The 17,227-nt window shown below is 38.2% G+C and carries 16 protein-coding genes; 15 read left to right on the top strand and 1 reads right to left on the bottom strand.

Features of this window, described 5'->3' with window-relative positions; all coding sequences use genetic code 11:
* The 15 genes from BANVL01_RS13425 to BANVL01_RS13495 all read left to right on the top strand — a co-directional run.
* Positions 1–539: glycosyl hydrolase family 18 protein (locus tag BANVL01_RS13425; RefSeq protein WP_235845569.1), on the top strand; the 539-nt coding region annotated here is incomplete at its 5' end.
* A gap of 151 nt (positions 540–690) precedes the next feature.
* Positions 691–1,011 (top strand): ribonuclease E inhibitor RraB, encoded by a 321-nt coding sequence (locus BANVL01_RS13430; RefSeq protein ID WP_156482295.1) that lies wholly within the window; start codon positions 691–693, stop codon positions 1,009–1,011.
* A gap of 307 nt (positions 1,012–1,318) precedes the next feature.
* Positions 1,319–2,125 carry an RQC-minor-1 family DNA-binding protein gene (locus BANVL01_RS13435; RefSeq protein WP_066087870.1) on the top strand — a complete coding sequence of 269 codons (807 nt, stop codon included), beginning with the start codon at positions 1,319–1,321 and terminating at the stop codon, positions 2,123–2,125.
* Between the two features lie 550 nt (positions 2,126–2,675).
* Positions 2,676–3,521: a GNAT family N-acetyltransferase gene (locus BANVL01_RS13440; RefSeq protein ID WP_066087869.1), complete on the top strand. Its 846-nt coding sequence runs from the start codon at positions 2,676–2,678 to the stop codon at positions 3,519–3,521.
* Positions 3,514–4,671, top strand: a complete 1,158-nt coding sequence (locus tag BANVL01_RS13445) for a M20 peptidase aminoacylase family protein (protein ID WP_066087866.1) — start codon at positions 3,514–3,516, stop codon at positions 4,669–4,671. Before BANVL01_RS13440 ends, BANVL01_RS13445 begins: the two co-directional genes overlap by 8 nt.
* Entirely contained in the window at positions 4,672–5,550 is an 879-nt protein-coding gene (locus BANVL01_RS13450) for a MurR/RpiR family transcriptional regulator (RefSeq protein WP_066087862.1), read from the top strand. It begins immediately after the preceding gene.
* 29 nt (positions 5,551–5,579) lie between these two features.
* Positions 5,580–6,602, top strand: coding sequence for a dipeptidase (locus BANVL01_RS13455; RefSeq protein ID WP_066087859.1), 1,023 nt, complete (start codon positions 5,580–5,582; stop codon positions 6,600–6,602).
* A 46-nt stretch (positions 6,603–6,648) separates the two neighbouring features.
* The gene (gene menC, locus BANVL01_RS13460; protein WP_066096590.1) at positions 6,649–7,773 is read left to right on the top strand and encodes an o-succinylbenzoate synthase; all 1,125 of its coding nucleotides are present in this window, start codon (positions 6,649–6,651) and stop codon (positions 7,771–7,773) included.
* Between the two features lie 188 nt (positions 7,774–7,961).
* Positions 7,962–9,413: a serine hydrolase domain-containing protein gene (locus tag BANVL01_RS13465; protein ID WP_066087856.1), complete on the top strand. Its 1,452-nt coding sequence runs from the start codon at positions 7,962–7,964 to the stop codon at positions 9,411–9,413.
* 13 nt (positions 9,414–9,426) lie between these two features.
* Positions 9,427–11,073, top strand: a complete 1,647-nt coding sequence (locus tag BANVL01_RS13470; protein WP_066087855.1) for an ABC transporter substrate-binding protein — start codon at positions 9,427–9,429, stop codon at positions 11,071–11,073.
* Positions 11,070–12,002, top strand: a complete 933-nt coding sequence (gene nikB / locus BANVL01_RS13475; RefSeq protein ID WP_066087854.1) for a nickel ABC transporter permease — start codon at positions 11,070–11,072, stop codon at positions 12,000–12,002. The genes BANVL01_RS13470 and nikB overlap by 4 nt, the downstream gene beginning before the upstream one ends.
* 3 nt (positions 12,003–12,005) lie before the next feature.
* Positions 12,006–12,902, top strand: a complete 897-nt coding sequence (locus tag BANVL01_RS13480; protein WP_066147893.1) for an ABC transporter permease — start codon at positions 12,006–12,008, stop codon at positions 12,900–12,902.
* A gap of 23 nt (positions 12,903–12,925) precedes the next feature.
* Entirely contained in the window at positions 12,926–13,909 is a 984-nt protein-coding gene (locus tag BANVL01_RS13485) for an ABC transporter ATP-binding protein (protein WP_066087853.1), read from the top strand.
* On the top strand, positions 13,906–14,862 hold the full coding sequence (locus tag BANVL01_RS13490) for an ABC transporter ATP-binding protein (protein ID WP_066087849.1): 957 nt from the start codon (positions 13,906–13,908) through the stop codon (positions 14,860–14,862). Before BANVL01_RS13485 ends, BANVL01_RS13490 begins: the two co-directional genes overlap by 4 nt.
* A 619-nt stretch (positions 14,863–15,481) precedes the next feature.
* Positions 15,482–15,829, top strand: a complete 348-nt coding sequence (locus BANVL01_RS13495) for a hypothetical protein (protein ID WP_066087848.1) — start codon at positions 15,482–15,484, stop codon at positions 15,827–15,829.
* A gap of 195 nt (positions 15,830–16,024) precedes the next feature.
* Here the strand turns inward: BANVL01_RS13495 and BANVL01_RS13500 are convergent, their stop codons facing one another.
* Entirely contained in the window at positions 16,025–17,041 is a 1,017-nt protein-coding gene (locus BANVL01_RS13500) for a phosphotransferase enzyme family protein (RefSeq protein ID WP_066087845.1), read from the bottom strand.
* Positions 17,042–17,227 lie beyond the last annotated feature (186 nt).

A 17,227-nucleotide genomic window follows, 5' to 3' on the forward strand; every position in this document is an offset into this window, starting at 1 on the left:
GGGTTTCAGTCCCGGCAAACACAGGCGATTCGCGTGCTAATCCGTGGTCACCGTGGTTTGATTACGCAAAGCTTGGTTCTTTTGCAGATGGGTTAATGATTATGACCTACGATGAACACAACGCAAATACAACACCCGGGTCAACGGCATCGGTGGATTGGACAGAAACAACGATTCGTTATGCTTTGAATAAAGGAGTACCACCTTCAAAAATTTTACTCGGTATCGCTGGTTATGGATGGGACTGGGACACAACAGCGAACAAAGCCGTTTATAGCTCCTATTCGCTGTTAATGGGACATAAAACAAAATATAAAGCGGAAATTATGTGGGATTCCCGTTCGAAAACCCCTCATTTCAATTATGTAGACGAAAAAAAACAAAGCCACCAGGTATGGTTTGAAAATAGCAACAGTCTACGGTTTAAGCTAAACCTGGTGGAAAAATATAATTTACAAGGAATCGGGATTTGGCGACTCGGCTTAGAAGATCCAATTTACTGGACAGTCATACCTGAGGAAATAAAAGTAAAAAAATGATGTTGAATGGTTAATGTTCGTATTACATGGCAAAGTCTGCCACCAATTGTTAAATGTATCTAACATTGTATGGCTGCAACATTGTTGGTCTAAAGGAACGAAATGAATTATAATAACAACAATGAATGTACTAGAAAATGGAGGGAAAAGAATGAAATTTCCAAATGATGCTGATGGAGATGCTTTACGCAGTCTATATAAAGATGGAGTAGATTTTAAAAAACCACAATCAGTGGACTTTTTTGTTGCCGTGCCTGATCAAGTAACAGGTAAAAAATTATCGCAAGTATTAAAAGAAGAAGGCTTCAATTGTTTCGTAGAGGAAGACGACGAAACAGAAGAATGGGCATGCTGCTGCTCTAAAAGAATGCAATTAAATTATAATGAATTAATTAAAATACAGACTAAATTAGATAACTTAAGTAAACCACACGGTGGTTATTCTGACGGTTGGGGCGTATTAGTAGATTAAAGTGAATGAGTGAATCTAAGAGTATGCCTAACTATTGGTAATAAAATTTGTAAACATATGTTCCTGAATTCGAGTGCGATGGAGCAATGTATCATTGCTGGGCTAATGCAAGGAAAGAGATGTATATCCTCAGCAGTTCTTAGAAAGCAGAGGCTGTTGAACATAATGTAGACAAGATTTTCGTACCTAATAACCGATGGGTTAATTCTCCGGACGTCAGGCACTTTTACCTATTTAAAAAAATATTGTTGGCTATACTTGTAATGAGTAGGGTAGCATGAATTGTCTTTATAAATGAGGGATTACAATGGGGAAAAAGGTAAATCGAGTTCCATATGAGCTTAATGCAAACGGGATTAAGTCTTTGCCGATGGATGAAATCAAAATGATTTTGCGAGGCGCTGAGGATTTGATCATGAGTGGCGGCCGCGCCATGCTTGCCAAGATTCTTGCCGGATCAAAAGAAAAAAAGCTATTGGAACTAGAATTGAATTACAGTCCTGTATATGGGGCATTAAAAGATATTACGCAAAAAGAAATCCTCGCAAAAATAGACTGGATAATTCTTCATCATTATTTAGCGATTGAATATGAGTACAGACTTCCGCTTTTAGTCTACACCGATAAAGGCTGGGAGATTGAACGGGAGACCTATGCTAATGAATTATTGGATAAGCTAATCTTTGCGGCTAAGAATGGTCAGTATGAATTTGTCGAATCACTAAAAGATCGTAACCGTGGCATGATCCTTTTATTACTGGACAAGATAGCGGACTCAAGTAATAAAGAGTTGATTACAATCTTGAAAGCATGGCAAGGGACTGAATATAAAAAGGTCAGAACAAGAATCCAAGAAGTCATTGATGGTTTGGAGAAAATAGAAGATACCCCAAGTCTAACACGGAATCAAGAAGTAATTTCATTTTCCGCAAATAAAAAATGGCTTTCTCTACCTGAAGAGATTCGCATAAAACTTGAACGAAATGTTTGGTGTGGTTCTTGTCGGGATGTTGTAAAAATTGAAAATTATGTTGTCAAAGAATCATCGAATGGAATTCTGCTTCAAGGTAAATGTCACAAATGCGGAAATGAGGTAGTCAGAGTTATTGACTGAAAAAAACTTTTCAAATTTAACTATACTAATATACAAACATTTATATAGCTTCCCGTTCTGGATAAATAACTAGGTCTACAAGCCCGTATTTAATAGAATGGGTACGCTGTTTCTAGTTTTTTCTTATTTTTATTCTCTAAGTCAAATCTATTATAAAAAGCACGAAAAGATGAGTGCCAGGTACCATTCAATTCTCTGTAAGGTGACTGGCGCTTTTTGTCTTTTCAAATGGTGTCTTCCAAAACCTTCAATGTGGGTTCGACTCTTACTGCACCTTTTAATAATACAAAACATAAACGTCTTCCTTTAAATGAGGAAGGCGTTTTAATGTTATTGTGGAATTTATAAAAATTCAAATATTTAAAATTTTTCCATAATTCTGTTGTTTTTCTATCTTTTGTTGTATATAATAAAAAAAGTAACAACTTCAAAAGAAAATAAAAATTAAAGTATAAACTTCAGTACAAAAAATTTTGTATCTTTTTACAACATACCTATTGATGATTTGCATAATTTAAAATTCCAGACATGGAATGAGGGGTAATAAACTATGGGCTTACTAAATACGATTACATTTAAAAGGATTGAAGAGTTAAAGGACATTATGAAAGTTGTCGAGCTCCAAGCAGAAATTTGGAGCTCAGAAATTGTATCTCCTCAGCCACAACTAGTAGCCTCCATTCATCATGGCGGGATTTTGGTTGGTGCATTTGCTGAAGAAAAGCTAGTAGGCTTTTCCTATGGTTTTGCTGGCTTTAATAATGAAGGCCCCTATTTAGTTTCCCATATGACAGGTATATTGCCTGAATACCAAAATGCTGGAATTGGCTACCACCTTAAGTTAAAGCAAAGAGAATGGGCAATTGATTACGGGTACAAAAAAATTGTTTGGACCTATGATCCATTAGAAGTAAGGAATGGTTATTTTAATGTCTGCAAGCTAGGGGCGTATTCGAAACGCTATATTCCCTCCTATTATGGCGAGTTAAACGATAAATTGAATAAAGGACTTCCAACCGACCGTTTACTGATCGAATGGGACATTTGTACAAAACGTGTTGAAAATGCCATTCTTGGTATGTCTAAGAATCAAATCGAGAACCTATATGAAACTCTGATCAACTGTGAACAAGCGAGTGAATTTTCATCCCCGATACCTCTCAAGATAAAGGACAAATACAGTCAAGCTGGATTCCGTGTGCCAGTTCCTTCAAATATTCAATTTATTAAGCAACAAAAACCAGAAGTAGCTCATGAATGGAGATATGCCGTTAGAGCAGCGATAACTGAAGCATTTTCAAAAGATTATATAATCACAGGTGTTCAAAAAGAACATAATTCAAAGATTCATTATTACATACTAAAAAATAAATTGGTTGAGGGATCACATGATTAACCGAATAAACAATTGGGTTGCCAAACATGAGGAAACAATTAAATCAACCTATCATCATCTACATTCAAATGCAGAAGTAAGTTGGATGGAAGTTGAAACAACAAAGTTTCTGTGTTCCCAGTTAGAAAACTTGGGGATTCCATATGAAACGTTTGAAAAGCATACAGGTGTTGTTGGTTATTGGGGAAATAAAGAAGTTGGACCCATTATAGGGATCAGAGCAGACATGGATGCGTTGTGGCAGCTTGTTAATGGGAAATGGCAGGCAAATCACTCCTGTGGGCATGATGGACATATGACAATGGTTCTTCATGCTCTTACTTGTCTAAAGGAGATTGGCTATGAACCGAAGGGCTTGATTAAAATTATTTTTCAACCAGCTGAGGAGTCTGGAAATGGAGCAAAAGCTATCATTGAAACAGGTGTCATATCTGACCTCGATTATTTACTTGGCCTTCATGTTCGTCCTATTCAGGAAATGTCCTTTGGGGTAGCGTCACCGGCTATCTATCATGGAGCAACAACATTGCTAAGGGGTGAAGTAAAAGGTGTACAGGCCCATGGGTCAAGGCCTAATCTTGGCATTAATGTTGCCGACTCACTTGCTGCTATCATTCAAGCTGTCAATTCCATCAAAATGGATCCCACGGTTTCAGCATCTGCAAAGGTAACGATGATTAAGGCTGGTAGAGATAATCTTAATATAATTCCTGATTTTGGAGAATTTGGCATTGATGTTAGAACAGATAGGAATGAGGATATGGTTGAATTAATTGAAAAAGTCCGTCATGCGGCTATTACTGCGGGTTCATTTAATTTTGCTGATGTGAAGGTTGAAACAGTTGCCTCCATGGTGGCGGCCAAAGCGAGTCCAAAGATAGAGGAGATTGTCAAAGAGGCAATTGTCGAAGCGCTTGGGGAGGACGCCCTTGTTCCAGCACCAAATACACCAGGTGGAGAGGATTTTCATTTTTACAAAATGAATTATCCGAAACTTCAGTCAACAATGGTAGGACTCGGCACTGGATTATCACCAGGCTTACATCATCCCGATATGAGCTTTAATATTGATGCTCTTATAAACGGGGTTAAAATCTTAAGCCTCGCACTCATTAAGGTGTTGTCTAATCAAAAGGAAGGGTTCATTTAAATGGAACAATATACAGATAAAATTAGAAAAGATTATGACAAAATGACAAAGCGGCAAAAAATAATCGCCAAATATATAATGGATTTTCCAAAGGATGTTGCTTTTCAAACGGCAAGACAAATAGGGAAAGTATGTGGAGTGAGCGAGACAACAGTTATTCGGTTATGCTACATACTCGGTTATTCGGGATTCAGTGAAATGCAAAAAGAGATTCAAACCACCTTACTAGAAGAAACGACCAGCAGGACTAACCCAATTGAAAATTTTCGAGAGTCATCCAATTCGTTAAGGGATACAAACCTAATTCAATATATGATTGAACAAGATAGTGCCTATGTGAAAGCTACACTAAAGGACATTGATTTCAAACAATACCAAAAAGCAGTTGAAAAACTGATTGAGTCTGACAACCGAATTGTCCTGGGATTCCGCTCCTCCTTTGGTCCAGCAAGCTGGTTCACGTTTGCCTTGAATATCGTGATTGGCAATACAACACTTTACCGTGGAGAAATTGAAGATGCCAATTACTTATTATCAAAGATAGATGAGAACACGGTAGTGATTGCGATTTCTTTCCCAAGATACACTCAGGAGACTTTTTCATTTGTTAAGGCAGTAAAGAAAAAAGGGGCGTGTATTATTGCCATCACCGATGACCGGTTATCTCCGATTGGTAAGTATGCTGATATCTTATTTAGGGTGATTGCACCATCGCCAATCCCGTTAAAAGGTATTACACCCACGTTTTCTCTCTTAAATTTGCTAGTGACAAGTATTGCGGCAACTAGTAATCCTAAGGTGCAAGAGCATATGAAGGGATATGAACAAAATAGTAACGAATTTTATCCCTTTGCTAAAACAGAAATAATGGAAGTTTAAGTCAAACTTTATTAGATAGAGGTGATGTCATGAATAAGCTTTCTGCTAATTTCCTACATAACACATTGGTGATAGACGGCCATTTTGATTTATTAATGGATGTTCAGATCCAACGAGAACAAGGGAGAACAAAGGTTATTGAGACGGACTATTTTCCACGTTTCGTTGAAGGTGGTGTGAATGTCATTGTTGCTTCCCTATTTGTGGATAGTAGTTTTTTACCAGAAATGGGACTTCGTAAAGCATTAGGTCAAATTAGCGCTCTATATGAAGAGGTTAATGAATCTCCTGATAAATTAATGATTTGTTTAAATGGAGAAGACATGAATAGAGCAAAGCAATCAAATAAGATTGGCTTCCTTCTATCAATCGAAGGTGCAGAACCAATCGGAACAGATCTTAGCCTACTGCGAGTTTTTTTCGAGCTGGGGGTTCGTAATCTTGGGCTAGTTTGGAGTCGCAGAAATGCAGTAGGTGATGGAAGCTTCTTTTACCCGACAAAAGAAGGGAAGAAGGGCGGGATTAGCAGCTTTGGCGTGAAGGTCATTGAGGAAGCAGAAAAACTTGGAATCACGATTGATGTCTCTCACTTAAATGATGAAGGTTTTTGGGATGTTATTGATATTGCAACCAGGCCGGTAATTGCCTCTCATTCGAATGCTCGATCCATTTGCTCGACCATGCGTAATTTAACGGATGAACAAATAAAGGCGATTGCAACAACCAATGGCGTGATTGGAGTGAATGCTGCCAGCATGCTCGTAGGGAATGACGATGAAAGTTCTACATTGGAACAGCTGATGAGTCATATTGACCATCTTGTATCGGTGGCTGGTATCCAACATGTAGGACTCGGACTTGACCTTTGTGAGGATTTTATGAAATATGTCTCTCCTGATGTTTTGGCAAGTTTCCCTAGAAAACCATTTGATGTGGTATCTGGTCATCGTTCCATCCCGCAACTAGTTGAGGGTCTTGTGAAAAGAGGTTATTCAAAAAACGAGCTTGAAGCATTGCTTGGAACAAACATTCAAAGGATTTTCTTAAGGTAGCAGGGATTATCCTTGTTAAGGAGGACGTAACTTGACCAATAAACCAATTTCTGTTCGAAAAGTAATCCTTCACCATATGGTTATGACATTAAAAAATCCATTTACAACAAGCTTTGGAACTTTCCTGGATAAAGAATTCTTCGTGATTGAAATGGAGGATGAAACCGGCGCCAGTGGATTTGGAGAATCTGTTGCATTTTCAAGTCCATGGTATAGCGAAGAAACAGTTGAAACGAACAAGCATATAATGGGTCAATTTTTAATTCCTTTATTACTAGAATCGCCGATTGAGCATCCTGATGAGGTATCGATACGATTTAAACCCATTCGTCGAAACAATATGGCGAAGTCAGCATTGGAGAATGCAGTTTGGGATTTATATGCCAAAAGAAATAATAACCCCTTATATAAAGAATTGGGTGGTGTCAAACAGCAAATAGATGTTGGAATAAGTATTGGGATCCAACCAACTGCTAAAGATCTAGTTCATGTAATCGAAGAATTTGTAAATGAAGGCTACAAACGAATGAAGGTAAAAATAAAGCCGGGTGCCGACTATGAGATGTTAAAGGAAGTAAGAAGACATTTTCCAGATATCTTATTGATGGCTGATGCTAATTCCGCCTATACCTTGGACGATCTTGATACATTAAAAAAACTCGATGAGTTAAACCTTATGATGATTGAGCAACCACTGGCACATGATGATATTATCGATCACGCTAAATTACAATCCGTGCTTGCAACCCCAATTTGTTTGGATGAAAGTATTCATTCCATTGAAGATGCAAGGAAAGCAATCGAGTTAGGTAGTTGTAAAATCATTAATATTAAAATTGGCCGCGTAGGAGGAATTACGGAATCAAAAAAGATCCATGATTATTGTTCCCAACAAGGAATTGCAGTCTGGTGTGGTGGAATGCTGGAATCTGGGATTGGACGCGCACATAATATTGCCTTAACGACTCTTCCGCAGTTTATTTTGCCTGGTGATACAGCAAGTTCTTCAAGATATTGGGAAAAGGATATTATTGAGCCGGAAGTCTTCGTAGAAAAGGGTGTCATCCATGTGCCGAATAAACCGGGTATTGGCTATGACGTAAACCGTCAAGTACTTGAGTCATTTCGGGTCGATAAAACCGTGTTTTCTAAAAAGAATATATTGGCCTGATTATGACATTTTAAAAAAATGGCTGCTGCCAAACCAATGATTTAATCGAAGGCTCAAAGGTGTTAATGGCCATTATGCTATTAGCCATCCAAGGCTCAAATACAACGACTTTTTAAACTTCCGGTTGTGAATTGTACGCAATGTATAATTTATAATAAAAAAACGAATGGAAAAGGGAGAGATTTTAAATGACACAGAAAACAGTAACAAGTGAATTCGAACAGTATTGTCAAGAATTAGCAGAAAAACATAATATTCCTGGCTTTTCAATTGGTTTAGCAAAAGAGGGAAAATTATTCTATGAAAATGGAATTGGTTACCGCGACGTTGAAAACAAACTACCGCTGTCTTCTGATACTGTTTTTGGAATTGGGTCAGTAACGAAATCATTTACTAGTGTAGCTATTATGCAATTACAAGAAGCCGGGAAACTTCATGTAAATGATCCCGTTATTAAATATTTACCAGAATTCAAAACTCCGAATGAAGAATATACAAAGCAAATGACGATTCATCATTTCATGACGCATTCTGCCGGCTTGCCGCCATTACCAACGCTATTTAAATCTTTAAGTAAGAGTGTTGCAAACGATCCAAAGTTTGAGGACGAAGGCAAAACAGAAGGTGATATTGGTAAAGTGGAGCAGGAAGCATCGAAAGAACCGGGAGCAAGTGTTGATACGTATGAGGAGCTAATGGCAGACATCGCAAAACAAGAATTTGAATTACTTGGTTTTCCTGGGACTGAGTTTAGTTACTCTAATGATGGTTATGCACTTTTAGGGAGCATCATTGAAAGAGTCAGCGGAGTTTCATATGAACAGTATATAAAGGATTACATTTTAGAACCATGCGGGATGAAAAATTCTGTTTTCCATCTTGAAGAATTAGACGGACATGAGGATGTTTCTTCTCTCTATAATTCTCGTAAAAAAGATGAAAAAACAATTATTTTTGAATCGAACAATCCTTGGGATGCACCATCCATGCGTGCAGCGGGATTTTTAAAATCAACTGTAAACGATATGCTTAAATTTGCCGAAATCTATCGCAATGAAGGTAAAGTAGGAGATGCTCAAATCCTGACAGCCGAAAGTGTTGAATTAATAACAACACCACACATTGAGTGTGATAAAGGCCGTTACTATGGATATGGTGTCATGATTACTCCCGACTATTATGGGTTTAAACTTATTGACCATGGCGGCTCTGTTAAAGGAGTGGCTGCTCAAATGAACATTCTTCCTGAACTAGGACTGACTGGAGTAGCCTTTGCTAACTTGGCAGGCGTACCATCTGCGAAACTGCTATTTAGTGCTTTTAATGATCAACTAGGAAAACCTGTCAAAGAATCCTATCCATCTTATGAGGAAGTTGAGATTTCTGAGGATGAATTAAGGCAATATGAGGGAGAGTTTGTTTCAGGTGAAGGAGCCAAATACACGGTGGCTGTAGAAGCAGGCCAGCTTCAGTTAAAAGCAGAGGGATTGGATCCTATCACTGATGTGAAACCAATTGGAAATGATACATTTATCGTAGCTTTTAGAGAATCAGAACTTGGATTGCGTTTTGTCAAAGATGATGACAATAAGGTGATCCGTGCAGCATTTGGTTTTAGACAAATACCAAAAGTAGAATAGGGAGGACATTATAATGGGGTTGAAGCATGTTAGTAAATCATTTTTGTTATTAACAATACTAGCTCTTTCCATGATTTTAATCATTGCATGCAGTTCTGATTCTGCTTCCACTTCAAATCCTGATAAAAATCCATCTAAAGTGACCAGTAGTCCTCAATCAGGTGGGACGATAACCATCGGATTAAAGGAAGAGCCTGATACGTTAGATGTCCATAAAACGGCGATGAGTGCTGCTAGCAATGTCACAAGTCATATCGGCGGGACATTACTCGCAATCAACCCGGATACAAACGAATTAGAGCCCTATCTTGCTGAAGATTATCAAGTATCAGATGATGGAAAAACGATCACGTTTAAAATTCGTCAAGGCGTTGTATTCACGGATGGAACCCCACTAACTGCTCAGGTTTATAAAGATACATTTGACCGGATTTTAAATCCGGAAACCGGTGCAACGGTGGCTGCCAGTCTTATAGCAGGTATCGAATACATATCTGCTCCGGATGATCAAACCTTAATTATAGAGCTTAAAGCTCCATCAGCACCGTTTTTACGCAATTTAGCAAGCCCAGGATATTTACAACCATTATCCAAGGCTGCGATTGAAAAGCATGGTAATGATTATGGGCGCAACCCGGTCGGGGCTGGTCCGTTCATCTTTAAGGAATGGGTAACGGGACAGTCAATCACATTAGATAGAAATGATGCGTTTAACTGGCCGCAAGTATCATCCAAAAACCAGGGTAAAGCATATCCCGATCATATTGTTTATAAATTTATCAAGGATGATCAAACAATGCTTGCTGCACTTGATAGTGGTTCGATTGATATAGCAATGGGTGTAGCCCCTAAGGATGTTCAAAGATATCGGAATAACCCTAAATACTATGTGTTAGAAAATGAACGGCAGGGATTAGGTTTATTTTTGGAAATGAATCTTGAAAACAAAGTGCTTTCGGACCTTAATGTCAGAACAGCTATCAATATGGCCATTAATAAGGATGCAATCATTAAGGCAGTTATTAACGGTGAGGGGACACCTGCCTATGGTCCGATTCCAGGAACCATCTTTGGTTATGATCCAAATGTTGAGAATTACGGACATAAATTAAACAAAGATAAAGCTATTAGTCTATTAGAACAATCTGGCTTCAAGAAAAATGGGAAGGGAATAATGGAGAAAGACGGAAAGGAACTTGCACTTGAACTTTCAATCATGGCTCCACAAAGCCAAGCGGCACAAATGGTCCAGGCGATGCTGAAGGATATTGGAATCAATGTAAATATTCAATCAATGGAGGCAGGAACATTAATCGAAAAAGCAACAAAGGGAGAATATGATTTATCCTTCCTATCATACTCATACTCAGATCCTGACATTCTTTTCTTGTTATTCCACTCAAGTCAGATTGGCGGATTAAATCATGTTCGTGCACAAAATACAGAACTTGACAAATTATTAGAAGAAGGTAGAACAACAATAGATCCCGAGGAACGGAAAAAAGTGTATGCCAGTATTCAAAAGATTGTGGTTGAAAATGCTTATTGGGCTCCAATCTATGCTGAGAAGAACTTTTATGTTGTGAATAATCGAGTTCAAAACGTTAAATTATCAAAAGTAACTATAGAATACCAGGATAGCTGGGTGCAACAAAAATGAAGCAGTTCATTGTTAATCGAGTCTTATCGGGAATTGTCGTAATTTTCGGAATTTCAATCTTCTCATTTTTGTTAATTCACTTAATTCCGGGTGATCCAGTCAAAATCATGCTTGGAATAAATGCTTCACCAGAGCAGGTGGTAAAATTAACACGCCATTTGGGGCTTGATAAGCCCCTTTTGGTTCAATACGGGCAGTATATTACAAATGTTATTCAAGGTGATTTTGGAACATCCTTAAAAACCGGCAGACCGGTTTTAGTTGAAATCTTGGAACGTTTTCCTGAAACAGTGAAGCTGGCAGTATTTGGTCTTCTTATTTCGGTTGTCATTGGGATTTCATTAGGAATTTTAGCTGCCAGATTCAAAGATTCAATCATTGATAAACTATGTACCGCTTTTGCAACATTAGGGGTATCTATCCCGAGCTTTTGGTTAGCAATTCTCTTAGTGATGATTTTTTCGGTGCAACTTAGCTGGTTTCCGATTGCAAACGGCACCGGTTTACGGGATCTCATTCTCCCAGCAATTACACTTGGTGTAGTCGCATCCACCATGATTATGCGTTTAACCAGGAATGGAATGATTGAGGTTCTATCAAATGATTATATTCGAACCGCCAGAGCCAAGGGACTTAGGAATCATCTCATTTTATTCCGTCATGCGCTTCGTAATGTATTGATCCCTGTTGTGACGGTTATAGGTTTGCAATTGGCGGGTTTACTTGGTGGAACAGTCATTATTGAACAAGTATTTAATTGGCCGGGCCTCGGCACCTTGGCGGTTGGGGCAATCTTTTCGAGAGATTTTCCACTGATTCAAGGGACTATATTATTTATGGGTGTCGTCTATATAACGATAAATATTTTAGTAGATGTATTATACAGCATTATTGATCCTCGGGTGGATATGGGCACAAAGGGGGCGTAATAAATGAGAAAATTAGAAACCTATAAACCAATCCAGGCACGCGTCACATATAAGTCACCATTGAAAATCAAGTCAGATTCACTACAAAAGTTATCTCGGGACAAGCGTGCCATTGTTTGTATTTTTTTTCTTTTTATAGTTTTTATAATTGGTATATTCTCACCATTGCTTGCACCCCACAACCCGGAGGAACTGTTTTATGAGTCGATTTTAGAAGCACCAAGCAAGGAGCATTTATTAGGAACAGATGCGATTGGGCGGGATGTCCTTTCAAGACTTATTTACGGGGTAAGAGTTACATTAACTGTTTCTCTGATGGCTGTAACAATTACCTTTTTTATTGGTACTTTAATAGGGTTAATATGTGCCTATGTTGGAGGCTGGGTAGACAATGTACTGATGCGAATTATGGATATTTTGTTAGCTCTACCAAGCATTATCCTGGCTCTTGCAATTGTGGCAGTATTAGGCCCCAGCTTAACAAATGCGATGATAGCGGTAGGTATCGCATCGATACCGGGCTTTGCCAGAATAATAAGGGGTGCAGCAATAACTATTAAGTCATCTGGATTTGTGGAAGCCAGCCGGTCAATTGGCAGTTCACACAGTTGGATTTTGCGCAGACAATTTCTACCTAATGTAACGGGGATATTGCTCGTCTATACAACACTTTTTATCGGTGTTGCAATTTTGGATACGGCAGCACTGAGCTTTATTGGCTTAGGCGCTCAACCTCCGACTCCGGAATGGGGAACAATGCTTAGTGAAGGGAAAAACTATATGCTTGATGCTTGGTGGTTGGCTACTTTTCCGGGTCTGGCCATTACAATAGTTGTGTTTGCGGTTAACTTTTTAGGCGATGCATTGCGAGATATCTTTGATCCTAAATCATCACGGTAAGAGCAGGGAGGTGGAAATAACGCATGCCAAATATACTAGTAGTAAAAGGCTTAACGACTCAATTTGAAGGGGAAAAGGGCCCGATAACTGTTGTTGATCAAATTGATTTTAAAGTAAAAAAAGGGGAGGTTCTCGGACTGGTAGGGGAGTCAGGATGTGGGAAAAGTGTCACTTCATTATCCATTCTTCAGTTACTCGATAAAAACGGCAAAATTTCAGGTGGGGAAGTATTTTATAATAATGTCAATCTAGTAAGTAAATCTGAAAAAGAAATGAGGGGGATCAGAGGAAAAGAAATTTCAATGATTTTCCAAGATCCAATGACTTCACTTAATCCTGTGTTAATAATCGGCAAACAAATTGGTGAAGTGATTGAAGAACATGAAAAGGTAAGTGGCACAGTGGTAAAGCAAAAGGTGGTTGAGCTTCTTAAACTAGTTGGAATTCCACGTGCAGAAGAAATATATTATGAGTATCCCCACCGCTTATCAGGTGGAATGAAGCAACGTGTGATGATCGCGATGGCAATTGCTTGTAATCCTGCTATGCTTATTGCTGATGAACCAACCACAGCCTTGGACGTAACGATCCAGGCACAAATTTTAGATTTGCTGCGATCATTAAAGGATGAACTGGATATGTCCATTTTGTTGATAACACATGATCTTGGTGTCGTTGCAGAAATGTGTGACCGGGTTGTAGTCATGTATGCAGGCCAGGTTGTCGAAACAACAGATACGCGGACGCTGCTTCGGAAACCAAGGCATCCTTATACGGTTGGATTAATTCAATCAACCCCCCATCAATCAAAAGGGGAAAGACGTTTAAAATCGATAATCGGCCAGGTGCCAACTCCTGACCAGTTCTTACAGGGCTGTCGTTTTGCGGATCGCTGCCCAAAAGCAATGGATATTTGTCATAGTACCATTCCTCCTCTCTTTGAATTAGATGGTCAAACATCCTGTCGATGTTGGTTATATGATGATAAAAAGGAGGAGGTCATATGACAACTACTTTGCTTGAAGTCAGAAATTTAGAGAAAAAGTTCGCAGCAAAATCAGCATGGTTCAAACCAAAGCAATATGTCCATGCAGTAAATGGTGTGAACCTGCAGTTGGCAGAAAGAGAAACAATTGGGATTGTTGGTGAATCTGGCTGTGGGAAGTCAACAACCGGTCGCTGTCTACTACGATTAATTGAGCCGTCGAGTGGTGAAGTTATCTTTCAAGGGAAGGATATCACAACTCTAAGTAAAAGAGAGATAAAAAATATTCGTAAAGATATGCAAATGGTCTTCCAGGATCCGATGGCATCCATGAATCCAAAGTTGAGTATTAGAGAGATCTTATCGGAACCGTTACTTGCACATAAGATTTTGAGGAGTGAACATGAACAGCTGTTGAGTGAGACAATGCGGTTAGTCGGATTACCGGAAGAGCATTTATCTCGATTCCCACATGAAATGTCGGGTGGGCAGCGACAACGAATTGGGATTGCCAGGGCTATTATTTTGAGACCCAAAATTGTTATTTTGGATGAGCCGGTGTCAGCTCTGGATGTATCTGTACAATCTCAGATAATAAATTTATTACAAGACTTACAAGAGGAACTCGGACTTTCCTATATTTTTATATCTCATGACTTAGGTGTTGTAGAGCACATTGCCCATAGAGTAGGTGTCATGTATTTAGGCGAAATGGTTGAAGTGGCTGAAAAAGAGCGATTATTTGAAAAACCGCTTCATCCCTATACAAGAGCTTTGATTTCGGCCACTCCAAAAACGGATCCAGACGAGGTAAAGGAACGAATCATCCTAAAAGGGGAGATTCCATCACCGTCTAATCCTCCGACAGGATGCAAATTTCACCCTCGGTGTGCCTTCACACAGGATATTTGTAAAGCAATCAAACCAGAATTACGCGAAGTCGAAGGTAGGAAAGTAGCTTGCCATATGGTGTAGTTTATATATAGTAATCCCGCCGGTTTAATATTGGCGGGTTTACTTGTAAGGTGCAAAACAGTAAAAACCGGTAGAGTCACTGGTTAATTCGCAAGTTTTTTACTACACACTTCTAAGGACAAATCACATTTGGTCTTGACTATCGAAATCGAATGGAAGAGCATTTTGAGCAGCCAATCAAGGCTATGGCGACCGAAATCGAGAAAGTCGTCTAAGTTCGGTAGCTTATGGACAATAGTGATTGTTTTTCCACTTTTCAGGCCATGAAACCTTCCCTCATGGACCAAAATTGCTTGTTTTTCCGCTTTTTAGGCCATGAAACCCTCTCTCATGGACCGAGAGTACTTGTTTTTCCACTTTTCGGTCCATGAAACTCCCTCTCATGAACCGATAGAGATTGTTTTTCCACTTTTCGGGCCATGAAAAACATACCCTACAATAATTATTTCCATATCTGTGATTTATTCTACAATTTGGGGTGTGAATTAGTTAAATAATTATCAACGAACATACAGAGGTGTAAATTAATACCGGTAATAAGATGGTATTACAACATAGTCCCAAAACATAAACTCTTCTTAGGTACACAATCAATTTTATTCATTAAGGAGAGCGGCTTATGAACTTTGAGATGCAAAAAGCAAATATGCTTGCTGAATATATAAATGATTTTATTCAATATGTCCAAAGGGGTTATCAAACGGAAAACAGACTTTACACAAACAAAGATAAAATATACCAACTTAAACTCTGGATGGAGGAGTTTAAGTTTCAAATAATTGCCGACGAGCTCCTTAGAATAAATCAGTTTTCTTGGGATGAAAAGTACACCTATTATCTAGTTGACCAATTTCGACAGGGTATTACCATTATTGATGAATATGTAACTAATAACTACAACGAATTATTCCTCTTTACGGCCAGACTATATACCTTAAAGAACATTAGTCAATTATTGCAGAGGTGAGGCACAGGGTTATTGAACATAAATATATTATGTAAACTCGAATCGAAATACCTGTCTAAAAAAATAAACCAGCTATTGTCATCCTGCATTCCATCACAAAGAAAAGAAGTTAGCCCAGAAAATAAAACTCCTCGATGGAATGCAGGTGCCTGACCAACGGTGCGGTATTACTACTCGAAATATCAATCAATTAATTTACTTTTTAATTTCTTTCACAATCAATTCAAAATCTATATCTACAATCGCTTCATCCAAAAGAATTCGGTTTTTAATATCATTTACTAATTTTAGTAATCTCTCACTAGCCTTAGATAAATCTTCTTTTTTATGGAAGACAGAATATAAAGTCAGATCACGGAGTTTGAAGAATAATGGTAAATGTTTGATCCAATAGGGATCAAGATAGTTCTCCTCGTAATATCCTTTTAAAAATTGTCTAGCAAAGTTTTGGGCAAATTTAGCTCGTTCTTCCTTACTTTCAAGAGCCGTGTTAAACCAAACAGCATAATAAATCGGGATGGCAATATCGCTGGCAAACCAATGATAGCAGCAATCATCGAAATCGAATACCTCAATTTTTCCGTTTTCTACAAAGAAATTCCCTGAATGAACATCAGAATGGATTAATCCATAAGATTCAGGATTTTTTTCAAGTTGTTGAATTTGCTGAAGTAAGGCTTTTCCTTTTTCGATCACCTCTTTACCATCGGCAGGTAAATAATGTTCGATTAAAATTAAATCATCCTCATCCCATTCAGGTCTTTTTGCGATATGAGCGGATTTTTGATAGTTTTTGGTGGCATGATTCATTTTCCCAATTACCTTTCCCCATTTGTAAAACAAAGCATCATTAAAATCGTCAATGTGAACATTTTTTCCATTTGCCTTTTTAAACAGGCAGGCGTAAAAGAATGTGTCTTCTGAAACTAATGCTTCCACATAATTTTCATTAATGGATGGTAGTGCACGGCACACATCTATCTTTTGATTAGATAAAAAATTCAACCAATCTAACTCCGATTCAATTTGATCCTTTGTTCGGTGGGAGCTGTGAGTTATGCGTAAGACGAAAGGGATGCCATTCCGATAGACTTCAAATGCGTAATTTTCGAAATCGCCAAGCTTTTTTGGTTCTTTTTCTGTTGCTGCAAATAATGTTAATGCTTTTTGTAAAAGCTCTTCCGTAAATAATCTTGATACCGATTCTTCCATGGTACTGCCTCCGTCTCTTAACCATTGTAAGAAAATTCTATTAAAATAAAGTCGTATCGTCAACACTTCATTTATGGCTGACGATCTCCTTTTTTATGCAAAAAATGAAGTTAAACATTTATTGATGACAAGTTTGATTCCTAGTGAAATACTTAAAGTTAAGATTATTACTATAAATACAATAAT

It is taken from the genome of Neobacillus novalis NBRC 102450 (genome assembly GCF_001591805.1).
In the GTDB taxonomy this organism is placed as follows: domain Bacteria; phylum Bacillota; class Bacilli; order Bacillales; family Cytobacillaceae; genus Neobacillus; species Neobacillus novalis.